The 21208-nt window shown below is 41.4% G+C and carries 22 protein-coding genes; 7 read left to right on the top strand and 15 right to left on the bottom strand.

Annotated elements, in window-relative coordinates:
• Positions 1-34: 34 nt before the first annotated feature.
• Positions 35-1405, bottom strand: coding sequence for a S1C family serine protease (locus tag MHI35_RS15090; RefSeq protein WP_012011204.1), 1371 nt, complete (start codon positions 1403-1405; stop codon positions 35-37).
• A gap of 336 nt (positions 1406-1741) precedes the next feature.
• On the opposite strand from MHI35_RS15090, the gene MHI35_RS15095 reads away from it, so the two are divergent.
• The gene (locus tag MHI35_RS15095) at positions 1742-2419 is read left to right on the top strand and encodes a response regulator transcription factor (RefSeq protein WP_003212732.1); all 678 of its coding nucleotides are present in this window, start codon (positions 1742-1744) and stop codon (positions 2417-2419) included.
• Positions 2416-3747 (top strand): sensor histidine kinase, encoded by a 1332-nt coding sequence (locus tag MHI35_RS15100; protein WP_335349312.1) that lies wholly within the window; start codon positions 2416-2418, stop codon positions 3745-3747. Before MHI35_RS15095 ends, MHI35_RS15100 begins: the two co-directional genes overlap by 4 nt.
• A gap of 20 nt (positions 3748-3767) precedes the next feature.
• Here MHI35_RS15100 and spxO read toward each other — a convergent pair whose 3' ends face one another.
• The gene (spxO, locus tag MHI35_RS15105) at positions 3768-3932 is read right to left on the bottom strand and encodes an anti-adapter protein SpxO (protein ID WP_095285802.1); all 165 of its coding nucleotides are present in this window, start codon (positions 3930-3932) and stop codon (positions 3768-3770) included.
• A gap of 192 nt (positions 3933-4124) precedes the next feature.
• Here spxO and MHI35_RS15110 point away from each other — a divergent pair, with 192 nt between their 5' ends.
• Complete coding sequence (locus tag MHI35_RS15110) at positions 4125-5003, top strand: TetR/AcrR family transcriptional regulator (RefSeq protein ID WP_144522718.1); 879 nt, start codon at positions 4125-4127, stop codon at positions 5001-5003.
• Between the two features lie 79 nt (positions 5004-5082).
• Here MHI35_RS15110 and fumC read toward each other — a convergent pair whose 3' ends face one another.
• Entirely contained in the window at positions 5083-6477 is a 1395-nt protein-coding gene (gene fumC, locus MHI35_RS15115) for a class II fumarate hydratase (protein ID WP_012011209.1), read from the bottom strand.
• 89 nt (positions 6478-6566) lie between these two features.
• Positions 6567-6734 carry a YvzF family protein gene (locus tag MHI35_RS15120; protein ID WP_003213147.1) on the bottom strand — a complete coding sequence of 56 codons (168 nt, stop codon included), beginning with the start codon at positions 6732-6734 and terminating at the stop codon, positions 6567-6569.
• Between the two features lie 114 nt (positions 6735-6848).
• Here MHI35_RS15120 and MHI35_RS15125 point away from each other — a divergent pair, with 114 nt between their 5' ends.
• Genes MHI35_RS15125 through MHI35_RS15140 form a run of 4 tightly spaced genes read left to right on the top strand, consistent with a single transcriptional unit; the run spans position 6849 to position 10878 of the window.
• Positions 6849-8273: a spore germination protein gene (locus MHI35_RS15125; RefSeq protein WP_211063533.1), complete on the top strand. Its 1425-nt coding sequence runs from the start codon at positions 6849-6851 to the stop codon at positions 8271-8273.
• The gene (locus tag MHI35_RS15130; RefSeq protein WP_335349311.1) at positions 8260-9354 is read left to right on the top strand and encodes a GerAB/ArcD/ProY family transporter; all 1095 of its coding nucleotides are present in this window, start codon (positions 8260-8262) and stop codon (positions 9352-9354) included. The genes MHI35_RS15125 and MHI35_RS15130 overlap by 14 nt, the downstream gene beginning before the upstream one ends.
• On the top strand, positions 9351-10472 hold the full coding sequence (locus MHI35_RS15135) for a Ger(x)C family spore germination protein (protein WP_211063535.1): 1122 nt from the start codon (positions 9351-9353) through the stop codon (positions 10470-10472). Before MHI35_RS15130 ends, MHI35_RS15135 begins: the two co-directional genes overlap by 4 nt.
• 37 nt (positions 10473-10509) lie before the next feature.
• Entirely contained in the window at positions 10510-10878 is a 369-nt protein-coding gene (locus MHI35_RS15140) for a hypothetical protein (RefSeq protein WP_211063536.1), read from the top strand.
• 47 nt (positions 10879-10925) lie between these two features.
• Here the strand turns inward: MHI35_RS15140 and MHI35_RS15145 are convergent, their stop codons facing one another.
• From MHI35_RS15145 to MHI35_RS15195, 11 genes are all read right to left on the bottom strand, one after another.
• Complete coding sequence (locus tag MHI35_RS15145) at positions 10926-11561, bottom strand: response regulator (RefSeq protein ID WP_144522722.1); 636 nt, start codon at positions 11559-11561, stop codon at positions 10926-10928.
• Positions 11558-12622, bottom strand: a complete 1065-nt coding sequence (liaS, locus tag MHI35_RS15150) for a two-component system sensor histidine kinase LiaS (RefSeq protein WP_144522723.1) — start codon at positions 12620-12622, stop codon at positions 11558-11560. Before liaS ends, MHI35_RS15145 begins: the two co-directional genes overlap by 4 nt.
• The gene (gene liaF / locus MHI35_RS15155; protein WP_335349323.1) at positions 12619-13383 is read right to left on the bottom strand and encodes a cell wall-active antibiotics response protein LiaF; all 765 of its coding nucleotides are present in this window, start codon (positions 13381-13383) and stop codon (positions 12619-12621) included. The genes liaS and liaF overlap by 4 nt, the downstream gene beginning before the upstream one ends.
• Positions 13384-13413: 30 nt before the next feature.
• Positions 13414-14283: a LiaG family protein gene (liaG, locus tag MHI35_RS15160; RefSeq protein WP_211063538.1), complete on the bottom strand. Its 870-nt coding sequence runs from the start codon at positions 14281-14283 to the stop codon at positions 13414-13416.
• 111 nt (positions 14284-14394) lie between these two features.
• Entirely contained in the window at positions 14395-15060 is a 666-nt protein-coding gene (gene liaH / locus MHI35_RS15165; RefSeq protein ID WP_144522726.1) for a stress responsive protein LiaH, read from the bottom strand.
• 15 nt (positions 15061-15075) lie between these two features.
• Positions 15076-15468, bottom strand: coding sequence for a hypothetical protein (locus tag MHI35_RS15170; RefSeq protein ID WP_211063540.1), 393 nt, complete (start codon positions 15466-15468; stop codon positions 15076-15078).
• A gap of 217 nt (positions 15469-15685) precedes the next feature.
• Positions 15686-16255 carry a cob(I)yrinic acid a,c-diamide adenosyltransferase gene (locus tag MHI35_RS15175; protein WP_335349310.1) on the bottom strand — a complete coding sequence of 190 codons (570 nt, stop codon included), beginning with the start codon at positions 16253-16255 and terminating at the stop codon, positions 15686-15688.
• Between the two features lie 129 nt (positions 16256-16384).
• Positions 16385-17671 carry a heme ABC transporter ATP-binding protein gene (locus MHI35_RS15180; RefSeq protein ID WP_335349309.1) on the bottom strand — a complete coding sequence of 429 codons (1287 nt, stop codon included), beginning with the start codon at positions 17669-17671 and terminating at the stop codon, positions 16385-16387.
• Positions 17668-18726 carry a FecCD family ABC transporter permease gene (locus tag MHI35_RS15185; RefSeq protein ID WP_335349308.1) on the bottom strand — a complete coding sequence of 353 codons (1059 nt, stop codon included), beginning with the start codon at positions 18724-18726 and terminating at the stop codon, positions 17668-17670. Before MHI35_RS15185 ends, MHI35_RS15180 begins: the two co-directional genes overlap by 4 nt.
• The gene (locus MHI35_RS15190; RefSeq protein WP_144521994.1) at positions 18692-19642 is read right to left on the bottom strand and encodes an ABC transporter substrate-binding protein; all 951 of its coding nucleotides are present in this window, start codon (positions 19640-19642) and stop codon (positions 18692-18694) included. Before MHI35_RS15190 ends, MHI35_RS15185 begins: the two co-directional genes overlap by 35 nt.
• A gap of 175 nt (positions 19643-19817) precedes the next feature.
• A complete protein-coding gene (locus MHI35_RS15195) occupies positions 19818-21206 on the bottom strand; it encodes a glycoside hydrolase family 28 protein (RefSeq protein ID WP_335349307.1) in 1389 nt (462 codons plus the stop codon).
• Positions 21207-21208: the final 2 nt, after the last annotated feature.

Below are 21208 nucleotides of genomic sequence, written 5' to 3' on the forward strand. Positions count from 1 at the left end.
AGGTAGACCTTTAACGTCCACCTGTTTTTTTCATTTATTCAGTTTCAGACTGTCCAAGAGTAATATCTAGGTTCTTGTTTTTCCCTTCACGAATAACAGTCATTGTCGTTTTATCGCCAACTTTTGTTTCTTTGTACAAAATTTCTTTCAGCTGAGAGCTATTTGCCACGTTTTTCCCTTTAAACTTGATGATGACATCTCCAGACTTCAAACCTGCTTTTTGTGCAGGTGATCCTTTTGATACATCCTTTACGTAAATCCCTTTGCCGATTTGTTTATCAAATAGGCCAAGCGTATTTTCTTGATACGTTTCAGGCACTTGCTCAAGGTCAATCATTTGTACGCCAAGGTAAGGACGTTCAACCTTTCCGTTTTTCAACAGCTCATCTACAATCGGTTTGACATCGTTACTTGGAATCGCAAAGCCGAGTGATTCCACACCGCTTTCGCTAATTTTTAAGCTGTTGATACCGATAACTTGACCATCTGTATTGATAAGCGGTCCACCGCTGTTTCCTGGATTGATCGCTGCATCTGTTTGCAGTACATTCATTTCCACTGTACCAGATGACGTGTTCGCTTCAACTGTACGATCAAGACCACTGATAATTCCTTCTGTCACAGTACCAGAGAACTGGGCGCCAAGCGGGTTCCCAATTGCGATCACTTTGTCTCCAGCACGGAGCTTAGAAGAATCACCAAAGCTCGCCACTTTATCAATACCGTCTGCATTGATTTCGACAACAGCTAAATCTGTCATCACGTCACTGCCGACAAGCTTTGCGTCTTTTGTTTTTCCGTCATAAAGTGTGACCTTCAGTTTATTGGCACCCTCGACTACATGGTTATTTGTAATAATGTATGCTTTTTTGCCATCTTTTTTAAAGATGACACCAGAACCCGTACCAGCTTCAGCTTCTGTTGAATCGCCGCTAAGGCCAAACGAATTTTGAGTAGTTTGATAGTTTGAGACCCCCACAATGGTTGGCTCTAAATCTTCTACCATATCAGAAACATTCGTGGCATTGGTGATTTGTTTTGTTGAGAAATTCTCAGAGGTCGCCGGTTCACTTGACGCTGTTTGCGTTTGATTATTTGCGGCTGTGTCCTGTGACTGCGGCAAAAGCGGTGTAATGCCAAGCACAAGGCCTCCGCCAATAATTCCTCCAAGGATCGGACTGAGCCATGCTGCTTTCCGCTTTTTCTCCTTTTTCGACGCACGGTCATCTCCCATTTGAGGAGAATGGTTTGTCACACTCTCCTGAGTCGCAGAAGCTTCGTTTTCATGAGGTTGAAAAACGAGTTCCTTTTCTTTTTCAGGTTCGTCTATTTGTTTCTCATTCTCTTGATGTACATCTTCTTGTTGATTCAACTTCTTCTCTTCATCTTCTCTTCGGAAATCCATCGCTTACACTCCTTTACATCATGTTCATGACTTGCTTGATTCATATGTGTAGATAGGACTCATGTCCTCTTAATGGCAACATCATTGAAGATACTACATGACAATATGTCAAATTATATAATACTTATTCATAGAAAAAAAGCAAGGTGCGCACATTCGTGAAAAGCACCTATTGAACTGCCTTTTGTCTATGCCCTTTTTTCCCTTGAGCTTATCATAAACAAACATTATGGGATAATGATGAGAAGAATATGTGAAATTGTGAAAAAAGCATGTGATTATTGACATGCCGCCTTTGTATCCCGTTATAATGACGTTGAGAGGATGTGGAAGACTTTGTCGTACACCATTTATTTAGTGGAAGATGAACAAAACTTAAACGAACTTTTAACCAAATATTTAGAAAGTGAAAATTGGAATGTCTCCTCTTTTTTAACCGGAGAAGCGGCACGCGAAGCGATGAACAAGCCGCCGCATCTATGGATTTTAGATATCATGCTGCCTGATACTGATGGCTACACACTGATTAAGGAAATTAAAGCCGCATCACCTGACGTACCGGTCATTTTCATTTCAGCACGCGATGCAGATATCGATCGTGTCCTCGGTTTAGAGCTGGGAAGCAGTGATTATATTGCGAAGCCATTTCTTCCGCGCGAGCTGATCATTCGGGTACAAAAGCTGCTTGAGCTTGTATACAAAAACAGCGATACACCGCAACAGCAAAGTGTCACACCCGTCTCCTCCTATGTCATTCATGAGGATGTAAGAGAGGTGTATGAAGGAGATCAGCTCATTAACTTAACTTCTAAAGAATTTGACTTGCTGCTTTTATTTACACATCATCAAGGACATGCTTTTTCTCGTGAAGATATTCTCGTCAAAATTTGGGGACACGATTACTTCGGGACAGATCGTGTGGTGGATGACCTTGTCAGACGATTGCGCAAAAAAATGCCCGACTTAAAGGTCGAGACCATCTATGGATTTGGCTATAGGATGCTAAAAGGATGAAGAACAAACCACTCGCTTTTCAAATTTGGATCGTCATCTCTGGTATTTTGCTCACCATCTCGATTGTCCTGATCATCCTATTTTCCAATACGTTACGAAACTTTTTCACGAATGAAATTTATAAAAATATCGAAAATGAACAACAGGTGCTCACAGAATACCCGTTGAACCGAGACGGCTCACCAAAGTCTACACCGGAAAACCGCTCGGTGCAGCACATTCTGATTCCGTCAGATGAATTAAACCAAATGGCGCAATTTTTCCCGCACGCTTTTATTGAGAAAATTCAAGCCTTTGTGAAAAAACAAAAAAGCGCAACGAAACGCTATTCTGAAGAGGTGAACGGCCAGCACATCTTTTTTGTCATCAAAAAAGTATCAACAGGCAATACACAATATATTCTGTTGTCTTATGCGCCAGACTCTTATCGAGACGACCTGTCCTTTACGCTGTTTAAACAGCTGATCTTTATCTTGAGCACCGTTATTTTATTAAGCTGGATTCCATCGATTTGGCTTGCTCGCTATTTATCCCGTCCAATCGTTGCGTTTGAAAAGCACGTGAAGCGGATTGCACAAGAGGACTGGGACGACCCTGTCATCGTTGACCGTCAAGATGAGATCGGAAAGCTTGGTCATACCATAGAAGAAATGAGACAAAAACTCATTCAAAAGGATGAAACAGAACGGACTCTTTTGCAAAATATATCACATGACTTAAAGACACCTGTCATGGTCATCCGCGGCTATACACAATCGATTAAAGATGGTATTTTTCCTAAGGGAGATCTTGAACAAACGGTGGAAGTCATTGAAGGTGAAGCGGAAAAGCTTGAGAAGAAAATCAAGGATTTGCTGTACTTAACAAAACTTGATTATTTATCAAATCAACACCCTGCACATGCTTCCTTCCTGCTCAGTAATACGATGCTGGAAGTGGTCGACCGAATACGTTGGTCGAAAAATGAATTGCAGTGGAACGTGGACTTAGATGATGAGGCTGCTCTTGAAGGCGATCCAGAACAATGGAGCAAATTATTTGAGAATGTACTAGAAAATCAACTTCGCTACGCAAAAAGTAAAATTGACATTCAAATGAAACAGGAAGAGGATCAAATACGCATTGTCATTCGTAATGACGGTCCTCCAATTGAAGAACATATGCTATCCAACCTATACGAACCTTTTAGTAAGGGAAAAAAGGGCGAATTCGGTATCGGATTAAGCATTGTCAAAAAAATTCTCTCCATGCATCAAGCGTCTATATCTATTGATAATGATGATCTAGGTGTACGTTATACGATCACGGTTCCAAAGAAGAGACTGTAGGTTTTTGACCGCAGTCTTTTTTAGATGAATGAATACCCATTGAAATCACGGTATGTGGCTTTGATTTTCTTGCCAGCTTGATACATCCATTTCTTTTCAATGGTTGTCTCTTTCGGCATTTTGACTTTTTCTACTTGAATTCCTTTTGTACGCAAGCGTCTCATCATATCATCGATTTCTCTCATGGAACATCATCCTTTCACATATTTTGACCAGTTGGTCACCTTACTTTATAATATAAAGAATTACACTGTAAAAAACAAGTTACAATCTGATTAATTTTTGAAAACTTTCGTCGTTTATGACCGATAAGTCACATCTCTTTGCGCACGTTTCCTAAGACATTTGTCTCTCGGTAAGAAAGGATGACATTCATATTGAAAAAGAAAGAGAAAATGATCATTGAGGCCGGCATGAAATTGTTTGCCAGCAAAGGCTACAATACAACGTCTGTTCAGGAAATTGCGGATGAATGCCACATGTCAAAGGGTGCTTTTTATCTTTATTTTAAATCAAAGGAAGCACTGCTCATTTCAATCTTGCATTACTATTATGATAAGGTGTTTACCCGGATTCATGAGGTTCAAACAGAGGGTGGCACACCAAAGGAAGCCTACCGTAAACAGCTCACTGTCTACTACGATAATATTTTGCAGCAAAAAGATTTTATTAAAATGCAGCTAAGCGATCGAGCACTTCCTATGAATGAAGAAACGCAGCAGCTCGCAAAACAAATCAGGCTAGCCACTATTCAGCTTCACATTGATAACATTAAACAGGTATATGGAGATGCAGCGATTCCTTATATGGCTGATCTTTGTTTGACGATTGAGGGCATGAGCCACGTTTATTTCGAGCTTGCAATTTTATATGATTTTCAGCTGGAGGCTGAGGAATTAGCTGCAACGATGATTCATCGTATCGATGATTTGATGGGCGGTATGATGAAGCGACATGATCTTCCGCTCATCTCTGTAGATCAAGCGAGCGATTGGTTTGGTCCCATTTATGAACGGTCATTTGACCCGCTGACAGAATCTCTTTTAAAAGAATTAAGAGAGCAGGTTGAAGCACACTATGAAGTGAAAGACGAGCCTGATTTATTTGAAGCACTCAGCATTTTAGAAAATGAATTAAACAAACAGAAACCGAGACAAGTCATCGTGAAAGGCATGCTGTATCAGTTAAAATTATACGCACAACTCCAAACCCACTCTGAATCACTTTTGCGTATTTTGAAAGAGGATCATTTGTAGAACCCAAGGCATTCCTTGGGTTTTATTTTTGTTCACATCACATTCAATGCAAAAACCAGGGGCCATCGCCCCTGGTTTCTTATTTTGCTTTCGGTGTCACCATTTCTTCTGGTTTCACAAATTCTTCAAACTGCTCTTCTGTTAACAGCTCTAATTGAAGTGCTGCTTCTTTTAACGTTAAACCTTCTTTGTGAGCAAGTTTTGCAATTTTCGCTGCATTTTCATATCCGATGTGCGGGTTAAGTGCCGTCACAAGCATCAATGAATTGTTCAAGTTTTTCTCGATTGTTTCTAGGTTTGGTTCGATTCCAACTGCACACTTGTCATGGAATGAGTTCATACCGTCAGCAAGTAATTCTACTGATTGTAAGAAGTTATAGATGATGACTGGCTTAAATACGTTCAGCTCAAAGTTTCCTTGGCTGGCAGCAAAACCGATCGTTGCATCATTTCCCATAATTTGTGCTGCAATCATTGTTAAAGCTTCACTTTGAGTTGGGTTCACTTTACCCGGCATAATAGAGCTTCCTGGCTCATTTTCAGGAATGATCAATTCGCCAATTCCGCAGCGAGGACCACTTGCCAGCCATCTCACATCATTGGCAATTTTCATTAAATCAGCTGCAAGTGCTTTTAGGGCACCGTGTGCATACGTAATTTCATCATGGCTTGTCAGCGCATGGAATTTGTTTGGAGAAGAATTGAAATTTTGACCTGTTAACTTGCTGATTTCTTCGGCGACATATTGACCAAACTCAGGATGTGCGTTAATTCCTGTACCGACAGCTGTTCCGCCAATCGCAAGCTCTCTCATTTTTTCAGTTGATTCTAGAATCATTTCTTTTGAACGGTCCAGCATGTACACCCAGCCGCTAATTTCTTGTCCTACTGTCAGTGGTGTTGCGTCTTGCAAATGCGTACGACCGATTTTCACAATCTCTTGATAGGCTTTTGCTTTCTCATCAAGAGTGGCTCTTAATTGATCAATCGCAGGCAATAATTTTTTGTACACAGCTAAAACAGCTGCCACGTGCATAGCAGTTGGGAATGTGTCATTTGAGCTTTGGCTACGGTTGACGTCATCATTCGGGTGAATGCTGAACTCACTATTTTTATCTTTCAAGTAAGCAGTTGCTCTATTTGCAACGACTTCGTTCATGTTCATGTTACTTTGTGTTCCACTACCTGTCTGCCATACAACAAGCGGGAAATGCTCGTCATACTTTCCGCTAATGATGTCATCACATACAGTAGCAATTGCTTCTGCTTTTTCGCTCTCAAGGTTGCCAAGACGTTCGTTGGCAATCGCTGTGCTACGTTTCAAAATTGCAAACGCATTCACAACTTCCTTTGGCATTTTCTCAGAACCGATTTTGAAATTTTCTTTGCTTCGTTGTGTTTGTGCACCCCAGAACTTGTCCTTTGGCACCTTGATTTCGCCCATTGTATCTTTTTCGATTCTAAATTCTGTCATTATGTATCCCTCCATAGCTTCTATACACTCAACTCTATTCTATACAAAAAACCAAAATCCTTTAAGCGTTTTCAATTAAAATTTTATCTTTATTTTAATTTTAGTTCAATATAAACGCGGACATCTTTCGAATATTTGTATTTTGGGTTCGTTTTTCCGTAATCTTTTGATGTATATGTCACTTCATAATGCTTGTCAAACGACTGTAGAATACGGTCAATCTCCTCTTTTGTTCCTGCTAAACGAATTTGTGCCATCTTGTTTCCTCCAAAACCCTCATTCTTTCTTTTACCACAAAATAATGTAACACAGAATATTGTTTTTTCAAGCAGGTAATGCTAAGAAAAAGTTATTTGAGGCGGGTGATCCTTTTGAATCAGACTCCATTGAAAGAGCACTTATACGATAATCTCTCCGTCATTCTCCCGCAATTAAAGGAAATGGATGATTTGGTCCATGAGAAAAAAACGCTGCCTCACGGGCAAGTTGTTTACTATTTATACATAAAAGAAATGAACGAAAAGATGGAGATTCAAACCTTTTTAAAGCTGCTTCTCCAAGATCATACGTCTCTTACAAAAGAGAAGCTGGAATCTAATTTATCGATGATGACCACCCGTTCGGTGAAGACATCTGAAGAATTGATCGATGCGATTTTTGAAGGGCATTGCGTGGTGCTGATTAACGGATTTCAGCATGCGTTTATTTTAGAAACGCATGGAACGAAGAAACGCAGTATCGGGGATGCTACCTCTGAAACAGTCGTAAGAGGACCTAAAATTGGCTTTATTGAAGATTTAAATACGAATTTAGCGCTTGTAAGACAGCGCTTGAAAAATCCTGATGTCAAAACCGTCGATATGAAGATTGGTCTACAGAAATACACCCAGGTGACCATCATGTACATCGACGGGATCGTACAAACACCTGTTTTAAAGGAAGTCAAAAAGCGGCTCAAGCAAGTCACCATTGATGATATACAGGATTCTGGTGTTCTTGAGGAGCTCATTGAAGACAATGTGTACTCTCCTTTTCCACAAATTCAAAACACAGAACGTCCGGATAAAGTGGCGTCTGCTTTAAATAATGGCCGGGTCGCCATCTTTGTCGATCATTCACCTTTTGTGCTCATTGTACCTGCTTCGCTCGCGACGATTATGCAATCACCTGATGATTATTATGAAAGGTGGATCGCTGCCTCTCTCATTCGTATGCTGCGGTTTACCTCGATCTTTTTGACATTATTTTTATCAGCCATTTATATTGCGCTTGTGTCCTTCCATCAAGGACTTTTACCAACAACTCTTGCTATTTCAATCTCAAGTACGAGAGAAAATGTCCCCTTTCCGCCTATTGTGGAGGCACTTATCATGGAGATCACCATTGAACTTCTGCGTGAAGCCGGTTTAAGGCTACCAAATCCTCTCGGTCAAACGATCGGACTTGTTGGCGGGGTTGTTATTGGACAGGCTGCCGTTCAGGCACATATTGTCAGCTCGATTATGGTGATTATCGTGAGTGTCATTGCACTTGCATCCTTTACTGTTCCTCAATATGGGATGGGCATGTCCTTTCGCGTGCTTCGTTTTGTGTCTATGTTTGCTGCGGCTACCTTAGGTTTATACGGGATTGTCCTGTTTATGCTCGTACTCCTTACTCATCTCACACGGCAAAAAAGTTTTGGCACACCGTATTTCTCACCAGATTTTGTGTTCAGCTATAAAAATGAGGACAATTCCATTATTCGATTGCCCTTAAAAAATCAACAGAAAGGAGAACGAGATGGTCAATCATAAAGAGTCGATATCAAGCTATCAGGCCAGTGCCATTATTGCGAATACAACACTAGGCGCAAGTATGATGATTCTGCCACGTTCAATGGCTCAGGCTGCAACTACACCTGACGGCTGGATTGCACTCTTACTCATGAGTGGCATTTACATTGTGTTTATTTTTGCAAATGTCCTGATGATGAAAAAAGTCCCCTTCTCCTCCTATTATGATTATACGAATGAGGGCCTTGGGAAATGGATTGGCGCGCTTGCCAACCTCTTGATTATTATTTATTTTCTTGGTGTTGCCAGCTATGAAGTACGGGCTATGTCGGAAATGGTGAAGTTTTTTCTGCTTCAAAACACACCTGTAGCGATGACAATGATCTGCTTTATTTTGGTTGGTTTTTATCTTGTTATTGGAGGGATTGGTGATTTAGCCAGGCTTTTTCCTTTTATTCTGATCGTGACCATCATTATCTTATTTGTCGCTTACGGACTAAGCGTGCAAGAATTTAAACTAGATAACCTTCGGCCCATTTTAGGAGAGGGATTCTCCCCTGTCTTCAAATCCTTAAACGCATCAGCTATTTCGTTTGTTGGCATTGAAATGATGCTGTTTATGCCTGCCTTTTTAAACACGCAAAAACACACCTTTGCTTATGGTACAGTCGGCTTTTTGATTCCTGCGATCATCTATATTTGCACTTATATTCTTGTGGTTGGTGCGTTCACGGTGAAAGAAACAGCGACTTTGACTTGGCCAACGATTGCCTTATTTCAATCGTTTGATATACAGGGGATTTTTATTGAACGGATTGAATCCTTTTTGCTGATCGTTTGGCTTGTTCAGCTGTATACAAGCTTTGTCGGGTATACATTTTTTGCTGCAATCGGTGTATCTAAACTCACTAAGTTTCCTAAAAAGGTGGTCCTCATTTTAATGGGAATTGTCATTTACTTTGCTGCCATTTTCCCAAAGGATGTCGACACAGTACGTGATTATTTAACCTATGTAAATCATTTATTTTTCCTTCTATTCGGTATCCTCCCGTTTCTCTTATTTATCATCGTGTTTTTTAAAAGGAGGCGGAAAGCTGCATGAAAAAGAACGCAACCTTTGCAATCCTGACCCTTGTTCTATTAAGTGGATGCTGGGATAGTACCAATATTGAAGAGCTCAACATGGCGATTGGTTATGGCTTAGATAAGGGTGATGACGGTCATAAGCTTAAAATATCTATGCAAGTCCTTGTTCCACAAAAAATTGAACAGGAATCCAGTGTGAAAGACCCAACAAAGATTATTGAAACGAGCGGAGATTCCGTACATCAAATTTTCCGAACCACAACACTTAAAAGTCATCGTATTTTTGCCCAGCAGCTGAGGGTGTATTTATTTTCTGAGGAGCTCATTAACGAGAATCATTTTGACCTCGTCATTAATCAATTCATTCGAGACAATGAAACGCGCAGAGGAAGCCTTGTTTTTATGACCTCTGAGAAACCTGGGGACATACTGAAAATCAATGACGATGGGCAGCCAGCTTCTTCTACATTATATGATATTTCTGGGAATACAAAATCGACTATACGTATGTTAAAGCCCGTATCATTAGGAGATATTTCTTCTGCTATGCAGAACAACGTATCTTTTGCTGTTCCGAAAGTCAGTGTGGATCAAGGGAAATTAATACTCGACGGTGCCTCTATTATTAAAAACAAACGATTTCTCACTAATATCTCTCCGTCAGCCGTGCAGTCATACAACCTGTTGACTGGGGACGGAAAAGGCGGAGTCATTGAATTTAAATATGATCAGAGCATCTATTCTTTTGAGATATTTAAACTGAAACACAACATTGAAACGAATAAAACAGCCAGTGGGAATTATCAATTTGATGTGTCAGTGGAGCTTGATGGAAGATTGTCTGAGGATTGGAATGAGCGGGAGAACGCATTTAATGAAAAGTACCTTCAAGAAATTGAGCGTGCAGTGGAGCATCAATTAGAGAAAGATGCGAAAAATTTTATCGAGGAATTACAGCATGAGATCAAAGCTGATATTTGCGGGTTCTATCAAAAAGCGAGTATTGCCTACCCGAAGGATTTTCGAAAAGAAGCAAAACATTGGGATGAGATTTTTAGTGAATCAGATATTCATTACAAAGCAAAAGTGAAAATCCGTGACTTCGGGACTAAGGGCGCAACACAATCCTTATAGAGTATGTTAAAATGGTAAGAAAAAAAGGGTGTCAATCATGAAACGAGCTTTACTTTCGGCCGGCATTCTATTTTTGATTCTAGGAATACTCCTGTTAGTCGTTGTATTCATGCAATCAAAAGAGGATTTCTTCATTGAAGCCGACAGCTTTTCGAGCACATTTTTGATCGTGATCTATTATGGACAAACCCCTGCGCTCCTTCTGATTGGAGGCGGTATATTCGTCGGACTTTCACAGATCATTGGTTTGCAAGAGAAAAAGGCAGCATTGGCAAAGGAGAGCGTAAAGCTATTATCCGAGATGAAGAAAGCCCTAGAAGACAAATCGGCCGAGGAGCAGGAGGCTTTTCCAGTTCCTGAGCTCCATCAACTATCCGAACGTCCGATCACAGGACAGAACGACTAAATTTACGCATGTTCTAGCAGCTTTCTTTTGAAAGCTGTTTTTTTATTTTATTGAATCAGCTTATGACGATGCGCATACACAGCCGCTTGCGTCCGGTCTTCTACATCGAGTTTGGAAAGAATGTTCGTAATATGTGTCTTCACTGTTTTAATTGTAATAAATAGTTCCTCAGCGATGATCTTATTCGATTTCCCATCGGCAATCAGCTTCAAGATTTCCATTTCCCTTGCTGTTAATGCATCATGAAGGATTGATCCATTTGAGGAATGACGAAGTTTATTCATCACCTTTCCAGCTACTTTAGATTCTAGTCTTGGTTCGCCGATACTTGCAGACCGAATGGCATCTGCAATTTCTCCTGCCTTGGATGTTTTTAATAAATAACTTAAAGCACCTGCCTCAATCACTGGATAAACTTTATCATCGTCAATAAAGCTCGTCAGAACGATAATTCGAGCATCTGCAATTTCCTGACAAATTCTTTTCGTTGCTTCGATGCCATCCATGCCTTCCATGACAAGATCCATTAAAATGACATCTGGCCGTAATTCAACTGCTAGCTCTACACCTTTTTGTCCATCTGACGCTTCACCAATGACTTCAATATCAGCCTGTGCCTCTAAAAAAGCAGCAAGCCCCATTCTCACCATTTCGTGATCGTCGATTAAAAGCACTCGAATCATCGAACGTTCTCTCCTTTTCCTTCATCAAAAATGGGAACCTTCACATCAATTTGTGTTCCTTTTCCCTCAAATGACATAATCTCTGCAACCCCGCCTACTTCACTTGTTCTTTCACGAATGGATTCCAATCCGTAGGAGGCCGTCTTCACATGATCTGTTTGAAAGCCGATCCCATTGTCGATAATCTTCAACTGCACCTGCCGATTTCGAATGAGCAGACGCACCGTCACCTTTGTCGCCTTTGCATGCCTGAACACATTTGACAGAGCTTCCTGTACGATTCGGAAAAGGTGATCTTCTACTCCTTTTGACAGCGGAACATCATCTTCAATTTCCCAATCGATATCAATCGGCTGCTTTGCTTGAAATTCATTTAGGAGTTCAATCAAGCCTTTTTTCAAGTCTTTTCCTTCAAGGGTGATCGGTCTGAGATGTAGCAAAAGCGCACGCATTTCATTTTGTGCATCGCCAGCCATTCGTTCGACTAGGCGCATCTGCTTTAAGATCTTTTCATCCTTTTCCTTCATACCTTCAAGAATCGCAGAAGTCATCATTGAAATCGCAAACAACTGCTGGCTGACCGCATCATGCAGTTCTCTTGCTAGACGTTGACGTTCTTCTGAGACGACCGATTTTTTCATTTGCACCTGCCATTCAGCCCGTTCATTCGAGAGCTTTTGCAAAGAGGCTACTTGACCTTCCACTCGTTTTGCCATTTCATTTAATTGGTCTGCCGCTAAGCCAATTTCATCGTCGCCAAGAGACGGCAGTCTGTATGCAAAGTTCCCATTTTCAAACTTTAAAATCGACTCTACAAGCTGATCAAGACGCTTTTTATGCTGATAGCCGAATACTTGTGAGGCAGAAACCCCAATGGCAAGACTAATGATCAGTAAAATACAAAAAAACGGGATGCCGAACCAGCGGGTAGAGAGGAGAATCATCGGATCAAGCTGATAATAAAAAAACATGGGCAGCATCGTCATGATGACAACACCAAGCGAGATCCCTACTCCAAGACGAATAGATTGCCACTGGATACCTAGATGAAGTTTCCTCATAAGTATCTCACATCCACATCTCCGATCAGTAAAGAGATGGAGATTTTCACTTTTCGTTTGCTCTCATCATAATTGTCGGTCATCACATACACTTTACTGCCGAATCCGCTTCTTTTTTCATCAATAATTTTCATATCACCAATGGCAGCCGAAGCGCTCACACATACTTCAATATCCTGCGGAACGAAAATATCCACATCTCCAATGAGCCCGCTTATCACGATCGTGCTCTCTTCTTCTGCGATGATGGCCTTTGATAAATCGATTTTGACATCCCCAATAAAACCAGAAATCGTCAAATCACTTAATTGAAACGGCTTTTTCATCAGTCTGACTTCACCGATAAAGAAATCATGCTCCTTGTGCGGCTTTGTCTGGCTCTTTGTTTTCTTTTGCTCGCCCTCTTTTTCAAGATTGACTTTCAGAGAAGGCTTACCGTTCTCCGGTGCTTCCTTTTTATCGATATCAAAAACGGGTTTGTTTTTCAATAAGCGATAGCCGGCATAGATCAAAAAGGCAGCAAATAAATATCCTGTGAGACTAAACGTAATATTGAGCAGGAATTTTAAAAAGAGAAAGCCGGCAAAAATATAGGAAACTGAACCGAGCCAACGTTTGGATCTTGAGTGCAGCCAATAGCCCGCAAGCGCAAAAAACACAGGCCAAAACAAATCGGCTCCGATTCCAATAATTTTGAGAAATAGATTAATACCAAAAATCACGACAATGATGCCTAAAATTTGATTCCTTGAAAAACGCAGTTGACTCGCCTCCTTCCTTTGTTTCGTTCATTACCGCAGCTTTAAGTTTCCACTTGTCATTTCAATATCGACTAAGTGTGTCCCTTTTCCCCGCGTGCCTGTAAAGCCTCGTCCTTCACTATCTGCTTGATCAAAGTGATAGGTGTGATCGACACTTCCACTTGTTTTTTTCACTTGGACATTAAAATCTCCTTCATCTGGCAGGTTAAATTTTGCGCTGCCTGATGTCATGTGAAAGGAGACAGGTGATTCAATGGTATCAAAGCTTGCCGTCAATCTACCACTCGTCATTTCTAGCTGCATTTCCCCTTTGACATCTTTAATATCGACACGGCCTGAGGTTGCTCCAATATCGCTATTTTTCGCATCAATGTGAAACGCAGAGAGTCTGCCAGATGTCGCTTTGATTTCGACATTGTTTGCTGAGAAATTCTCGGCATTGAGGTTTCCGCTTGTTGATTTGAGGATCACATCTTCAAGAGAAAGCTTACCTTCACCGTCGATTTCACTGACCCCGCTTCCACCCGTAATCTTCACATTTTTATGATAATCTGTTGGAATTTTGACTAAGAGTTCACCTTTTTCAAATGAAGTGAAAAACAAGAATCCTTTATTTTCAGCACGGACGTTAAATGTACTACCTGTTTGTTCCGCATACATTTTCCCTTTTCCACCTACGACCAACACGGAAATATCGGAACGATTTTCAGGCTGTACCTTCACGCGAAATCCAGAAAGAGAAATATCTAATTGATCAATTTCATCTTTTTTCGCTGAAGCCGTTGTGACTGGTTTTTCACGGGAGAAACTCAAATGAAAGAGATTTTCGTTTTTGAAAAGCATCCCAATCATTAGTAAGACACCTACGAGTATACAAATTAGACCAATTAATCGCTTCATTCATACCATCCCTTTATCTTCTGACCTTTTCATTATAAGGAAAAGCGAAACAGAAAGAAATCAAATATCGGAAGAAAAATCCTGCTTTTCTTCCGATGTGTCATTGATTTCTTAGTTTGCTTGCTGCTGCTCAGGCTTCTTCTCTAACTTGAGCTTCTGCCATTCTTTTTCAACCTCATCGGCATAGTCTAAGTGAGCATATGCTCCTTGATCTGCAAATTGTGCATAGCTGCCTGCTTTTGTCTCCATTTCTTCGATACGGTTCTCCATTCGAAGAAATTCTTTATATGCACTTTCACTATCTACTTTATTCATAGATTCGTTCATATGCTGCTTTGCCTGTGCGGCATTTGCTCTTGCTATGAGCGCCTGCTTCTTGTCTTTAATATCACGCAGCTTCGTTTCTAACTGCTGCAATTGCTCTTTCAGCTCCTTTAGTTGTTTCACCGATTGCTGATAAGCTTCCTGATATTCCTGCTGCTTTTCTTCAAAATACTTCATTTCTGTGAGCGCTTTTCGTGCTAACTCTTCTTCTCCTGCGTGAAATGCCAGCTCAGCCTGCTTCTTTCTTTTTTCAGCAAATGCTTCCGTCTCTTCTGCTTTGCGCAGGAAACCTTGTTGTATCGTCTGCTGTTTGATGATCGCATGTTTCGCTTTGGCAATATCGTCCTCCATATCACGAACGTACTGATTTAGCATGACACGCGGATTCTCCATTTTATCTAAGCCCTCATTGACCGTTGCAACAAACATATCTCTCATTCTTCGCAATACCATTTGAATTTCCTCCTCTTATTTTTTCTTTAAAAAGTCTTCCCATTCTTGATCAAATGACGTGTGCATAGGTTCTTCCATTTTCGGTGACGTGTTTGGCTCCATATATGATCTGCTTGATGATCCATTTGCCACTTCACCATTGATCATCCTCCAGCCGAAGTAGAGAAGCCCCCCGGCTAGTGCAATTCCAAGGATAAATGGCAGAGCTTGCACAACGATCATGACACCAATGACGGCTAGAATGACGCCGAAGGTTTTACTGCCTTTCTCGTATTTCTTTACACCTACATAGATGAGCCACGCCCCAATCAGAATCGGGATCAGCCCTCCTAGTGAACCACCGAAGAAGATGGATAGACCGACAAACATTAAAATTGAACCGATGATGGTTTTACTTGTTATTTTCATCTTCATGCCTCCTTTCTTGCTCCTTGCTTTTACTATAGTCAAAAAAGACAGCTGGCAAAACGTGTCGCAGATTGATCTTTCATTGCGACCAGAGTCGTAACTTCGCTCAGACTGAGCGGTAGAATCCAATAAAAAAGCACTCTTCTATGAGAAGAGTGCTCAGGTTGTTGATAAAGAGCTAAAATGATCTTGATTTTAGCTCTTTGTCTTCTTTTCTTTATTTAGACCGAAATACGTTTGCACTTCGTTCATATTCAACATCCGTTTCACCGAGCCGATGATTCACGATTCGGGCGACTGCAAATAAATAGTCAGATAGCCGGTTTACATACGTGAGCGCAACTGGTGGAATCTCCTCCTGCTTCGCAAGCGTTACCATATGCCGCTCTGCTCTTCTGACGACTGTGCGCGCCACATGTAAGAGAGCTGCACCTTCTTGGCCGCCTGGTAAAATAAACTTCGTGAGCGGTGCGGCTTCTTCTACATAGACATCCATTCTTTGCTCAAGGACTGCTACAGACGCTTCAGTTAATTTACCTTCTTTCGGTAGTTTCACTGCTGCTAAATCACCACCGCAATCAAAAAGCTCGTGCTGTATCACAATCAGCTCTGACAAAATGTCTTGAAACAATTCACCATGCTGACGTAATTTTGCATGTGCGAGTCCAATGAAACTATTCGCCTCATCTAACGTGCCGTAAGCCTCTACCCTCACATCATCCTTATCGGCTCTCCCGCCGATCAAGCCTGTTTGACCTTGATCACCTGTTTTTGTATAAAGTTTCATTAGAGTCCCTCCTTGTCTATGGCTTTGTCCTTTTAGTATAACCTGAAGTGAAAAGGATGTATTTGTTTAACTAAACACTGTGATGTTCATCGCATCATAAACCAAAAAAGCGAACCCTTTGGTTCACTTTCAAATGGCATTCAATGAATAAAGGAGACGGTACACTTTCTGCTTTAATCGTTCGCGTAAATGCTCATCATCTTCTGTTTCTTGCAAGTTGGCAGTAGCAATACAAAGATGATGAATGGACATGTTCGTCTCCTGTTTTATCATGTGGACAAGCTGTCCCATGAGCTGAACAGAAAATCCGTCTGATAGAGACTCTTTCAGTACAAGCCAAATGGTCAGCTCTTCTTGATGACGCATGCCGTAAAGCACCATGTCGTCATCTGTGTCTTCAGCAGCAAATTGTTTTGGACCACTTGCTTGGTCATAAAACAATAGTCCTGCCCGATCTTCCAGCTCCTCATCCAGCAGAAGCATCTCACTTCCCGTTCCAAGAGACCTTTTCCAAAAGAAGCCACCCTTTTTCTGATGTGAGGAAAGGATGCGGAGCGGCTCTTTGAGAGAAAATGTCATTCCTTCTCCGCCATACGTTTTCCAACCATCCGCTAACTTTGCATTTGTTGCTACAGAAGTCTCCGCAGGCTCAATGATTAGCTGAGGATTTGCCCTTCGCGGGTGTTGGAGCGGTGTTACATTTGTTTCATATATACGGTTGATTCGTTCAGGTGTCAAGACGTGATGCGGCAGCCCTACCATTTCTGTCTTTCCTTCATCAAGCAGGAGTAGGCGATCACAATACAAACTGGCGATGTTTACATCATGAAACACACCGATTACCGTTAGCCTAGAGGAAGTGGTCTCTTCTTTAATTAAATCAAGCAAGTCTTTTTGATAGGCCAAATCAAGAAAACTGGTTGGTTCATCAAGCAATAAATAGTCAGGCTGCTGGGCTAATGCCTGTGCCAAGTACACACGCTGTTGTTCTCCCCCGCTTAGCTCATGAATGGATTGATCCTTAAATTGTGCGACATCCGTTTGTTCCATTACTTTGTTTACGATCTGCATATCCTCTCGTGTAACAGATTGCAACCATCCTTTTTGATACGGGTAACGACCGAATTGAACGGTTTCTTCCACTGTAAATGAGAAGGCTTGGTCCGTTTTCTGCGGTAGAACAGCCATTTTTTGCGCAAGCGCCTTTGGACGGTAGGATTGAACCAGTTGACCGCTCAGTCGTACCTCTCCACTGTCAGGTTCCAGCAGCCCAGAGATCATTTTAAGCAAGGTCGACTTCCCGCTTCCATTTGGACCAAGTATACCGAGAAATTCTCCTTGTTTTACCTCAAGACTGATGCCACGTATGACCTCTTTCTCTCCATATCCACCTTTGATTTCCTTCACTTGAATCATAGATGCGTCCCTCCTCTAAATTTACGGATGAGGATGATGCCGAATACAGGGGCACCAATTAACGCTGTGATGATGCCGATCGGTAATTCAGTCGGCTCAATGATCGTACGCGATAACACGTCTGCTAAAACAAGAAAGGAAGCGCCATTCAGCATCGACAAAGGCAGGAGGTGCCGGTGGTCTGTGATAGCTAAGAGGCGAATAAAATGTGGAATCACAAGTCCCACAAAACCGATCGTTCCTGATACTGCTACTGCACTACCAGTCAAAATCGATCCAGCAAGTAGCACGATATATTTGCTCCTTTTCACATGTACACCTAATAGCTTTGCCTTCTCCTCGCCATACGTCATGACATTCAAATCTCGTCCAATTAGCATTAAAGCAAAGGTCCCAATCAGAAAGAAAGGAAGGAAAAGCACAATATAGCGCCAGCCCCTCATGGACACACTGCCAAGAAGCCAATGAATAATCTCTTTTAAATCATCACCCGTTAAAGCAATCATCAATGAAATCAGCGCGCCCAAAAAAGAACTGAAAATCACCCCTGTTAAAATTAAAGAAGAGATGCTCATCCCCCGATGAACAAGACGCGCAAAAAAGAGGACGAGACATAGGGTCATAAGCGCTGTTGTCATACTGAAAAAAGGGAGCGTGAAACTGCCGAGCAAAGGGAGCTGCAAACTAAAAAATAGGGTCGCGACGGCTCCAACTGATGCCCCTTGAGATACACCGAGTGTATATGGGTCAGCTAGAGGATTTTTTAATAACCCTTGAAAAGCTGCTCCAGATAGCGCCAGCGCTGCTCCGACTAGTGCCGCTAATATCACTCTCGGCAGCCGGATATTCATCATAATATTGCGATCAATTGAATCTATTGTGCCTATCTGCACACCAAATAGTTCATGAACAAATATACGGAGAATAGAAGGAATGGGAATCCCTAAGCTTCCAAAAGAGATTCCCATTCCAATGCTCACCACAAGAAGTAAAGAACTTAGTGTGTATGCGATGATGAATTTATTTGAACGTGTCAGGATAGATGCTTTTCGCAAGAGCCTCGACTCCTTCAACCAATCGCGGTCCCGGTCTTGATGCGAGATCCGTATTCAATTGAAAGACTTGTTTTTCCTTCACTGCTTTGATCGCATTCCAGCCGTCTCTCTTTTTCAGATCAGCTAAACTGGAACCATCAATTGTGACGATTGCGTCAGGGTTTCGTTTGATAATCGATTCTTCTGTCATTTGCACCCAGCCAGTTTGATCACCAGCAGCATTTTTCGCATGGATCACAGTAAGCATTTCATCCATAAATGTATGAGTTCCTGTTGTATAAATTTCAGGAGTACCTGATACTTCAACAAAGACTGTTTTTTGTTTGTCTTTAGTGATCGCCTCTGCTTGTTTCTTGATGTTATTCAATTTCTCTTTCATCTCGTCTACAAGCTTTGTAGATGCTTTTTTTGCACCTGTTGCTTCACCGATCATATTGATCGATTTGTACACATCTTTAAAGGAAGTGGCATCATTTACAGTCAGTACTTGAATCCCTGCATCCTCTAACTGTTTAAATCCATCTTTTGATCCCATCTGCGAGGCATGAGCTAGTACAAGATCAGGTTTTAAGGAAATGACTTTCTCGACATTGAATTCAAGTCCGCCAATTTTCTCTACCTTTTCAACTTCCTTTGGATAATTGTCAAAATCAGATCGTCCAACCATTTTATCTCCAAGACCAAGCGCATACGCAACCTCTGTATTACTTGGAATTAATGAAACAATTCGTTTTGGCTGTTCTTTAATTTCGACTGTTTTACTAGCTGCATCTTTAATAGAGACAGGAAATGCTGTAGCCGCTGTTTCGTTATTTTGTGAACTCTTTGCTTTATGGTCTGTCTCAGCACCTGCACATCCTGCTAAAACCCCCATCACAAGCAATAGCGATAGCCAAATGGCCGTTAACTTTTTCATGAATGAACCCCCTGATTTATGTACTGCTTGACGAAATCTCTTTCGTCAATTCTTTTCTAATTTCGGGAATATTATACTACAGTGAAGATAGGTTGTATATGTGATTTCTAAAAGCGTTTTTTTCGTTCTGATAAAAGAAAAACAGCCTCTAAAAAGACTGTTTTTTACCCATCTATTAATTAATTTGTTCCCCATTGATGACGACTTTCTGAAAAGTAGGCGCTACTGCATGCTCCAAAGAAAGTGAATACGTCACATGATCTATGACACAATTTTTCATGGTGAAATGGGTCACAGGAGAATGTGAATAGGCGGCTATTTTCACTCCATATCGTCCGCCGCTGCTTTTCAGTCCTTCTACTTCAATATGACGTACAACAGGACGATGTGGACCCGCATCCCCTTCCTCATACATCATATCGATACAGACCACTTCATGCTTTAAGCTTTTGACTGTGTTGTTTTTAAAGTAAATATGTTCAATGGTACCACCCCTGACAGAGTTGGTTTTAATACGCAGTGCCCGGTCAAGGTTCGGACTATCCATTACATTATTCTCTGCATAGACATACCTTACACCGCCAGAGATTTCACTCCCGATCGTTACTCCCCCGTGTCCATCACGCATCTCATTTCTACGAATGACAATGTTTTCAGATGGAATCCCTATTCTTCGTCCGTCCTCGTTCCTTCCAGATTTGATGGCAATACAATCGTCGCCATTATCAAAATAACAATCTTCAATGAGCACATTCCGGCAAGACTCTGGATTCACACCATCTGTGTTTGGTCCATGCCCGATAATATGGACTCCACGGACAATCACATGTTCACTTAGTACAGGGTGAATTTGCCACATCGGTGAATCCTTCACTGTCACTCCTTCAATAAGAACCTGCTGACATTGGTAGGGCTGGATAAAGCTTGATCTTAAATAATGCCCTTCTCCAAACACTCTTTCTTCTACTGGTCTTCTCTTTTCAGCCATGTCAAATAGAAGCTGACGATCTTGATCTTGAGAGGGCTGGCCATTCGTACCATATTTCCAAGGCCACCAATGATGCTCATCTCCCCTGCCATCAAGCGTTCCAGCTCCTGTAATGGCAATGTTTTCTGCATGGTGTGCATAAATGAGAGGTGAATAATTATAAAGCTCAACCCCTTCATATCTTGTCAGGACAATTGGCAGATAATCCTTTGGGTTTTGGCTGAATGACACATACGCTTTCTCATGCAAATGCAACTCTACATGACTCTTCAATTCTAGCGCACCTGTCAGAAACGTCCCTTCTGGAATGAGCACACGTCCTCCTTTCAAACGGTGCGCATCATCAATGGCAGACTGGATAGCATCTGTTGAAAGCTCGATTCCTTTTGCATCTGCACCATAATGAACTACATTAAATTCACGATCAGGGAACAGTGGTGCTTTTATCTGTTCTAACACTTGATCGATTCCGTTTGCTTCTTTGTCTTTCTTCCCTTGCCTTGCTAAACGTGTGAGTCCGATTCCTGTGAGTACCGTTCCTGCTGTGATATACATTAAACCCCGTTTTCTAGACACAT

The organism is Bacillus sp. FSL K6-3459, from assembly GCF_038003305.1.
GTDB lineage: Bacteria > Bacillota > Bacilli > Bacillales > Bacillaceae > Bacillus > Bacillus pumilus_O.

Bases quoted from the DNA above. Each gene is read 5' to 3' on its own strand.
- MHI35_RS15140 (WP_211063536.1), top strand. From the start codon at position 10,510: ATGAAACGAGCTTTACTTTCGGCCGGCATTCTATTTTTGATTCTAGGA.
- liaG (WP_211063538.1), bottom strand. From the start codon at position 14,283: ATGAAGCGATTAATTGGTCTAATTTGTATACTCGTAGGTGTCTTACTA.
- MHI35_RS15175 (WP_335349310.1), bottom strand. From the start codon at position 16,255: ATGAAACTTTATACAAAAACAGGTGATCAAGGTCAAACAGGCTTGATC.
- liaS (WP_144522723.1), bottom strand. From the start codon at position 12,622: ATGAGGAAACTTCATCTAGGTATCCAGTGGCAATCTATTCGTCTTGGA.
- MHI35_RS15180 (WP_335349309.1), bottom strand. From the start codon at position 17,671: ATGATTCAAGTGAAGGAAATCAAAGGTGGATATGGAGAGAAAGAGGTC.
- MHI35_RS15170 (WP_211063540.1), bottom strand. From the start codon at position 15,468: ATGAAAATAACAAGTAAAACCATCATCGGTTCAATTTTAATGTTTGTC.
- MHI35_RS15190 (WP_144521994.1), bottom strand. From the start codon at position 19,642: ATGAAAAAGTTAACGGCCATTTGGCTATCGCTATTGCTTGTGATGGGG.
- fumC (WP_012011209.1), bottom strand. From the start codon at position 6,477: ATGACAGAATTTAGAATCGAAAAAGATACAATGGGCGAAATCAAGGTG.
- liaH (WP_144522726.1), bottom strand. From the start codon at position 15,060: ATGGTATTGCGAAGAATGAGAGATATGTTTGTTGCAACGGTCAATGAG.
- MHI35_RS15100 (WP_335349312.1), top strand. From the start codon at position 2,416: ATGAAGAACAAACCACTCGCTTTTCAAATTTGGATCGTCATCTCTGGT.
- MHI35_RS15145 (WP_144522722.1), bottom strand. From the start codon at position 11,561: ATGATTCGAGTGCTTTTAATCGACGATCACGAAATGGTGAGAATGGGG.
- MHI35_RS15120 (WP_003213147.1), bottom strand. From the start codon at position 6,734: ATGGCACAAATTCGTTTAGCAGGAACAAAAGAGGAGATTGACCGTATT.
- MHI35_RS15130 (WP_335349311.1), top strand. From the start codon at position 8,260: ATGGTCAATCATAAAGAGTCGATATCAAGCTATCAGGCCAGTGCCATT.
- spxO (WP_095285802.1), bottom strand. From the start codon at position 3,932: ATGAGAGAAATCGATGATATGATGAGACGCTTGCGTACAAAAGGAATT.
- MHI35_RS15090 (WP_012011204.1), bottom strand. From the start codon at position 1,405: ATGGATTTCCGAAGAGAAGATGAAGAGAAGAAGTTGAATCAACAAGAA.
- MHI35_RS15135 (WP_211063535.1), top strand. From the start codon at position 9,351: ATGAAAAAGAACGCAACCTTTGCAATCCTGACCCTTGTTCTATTAAGT.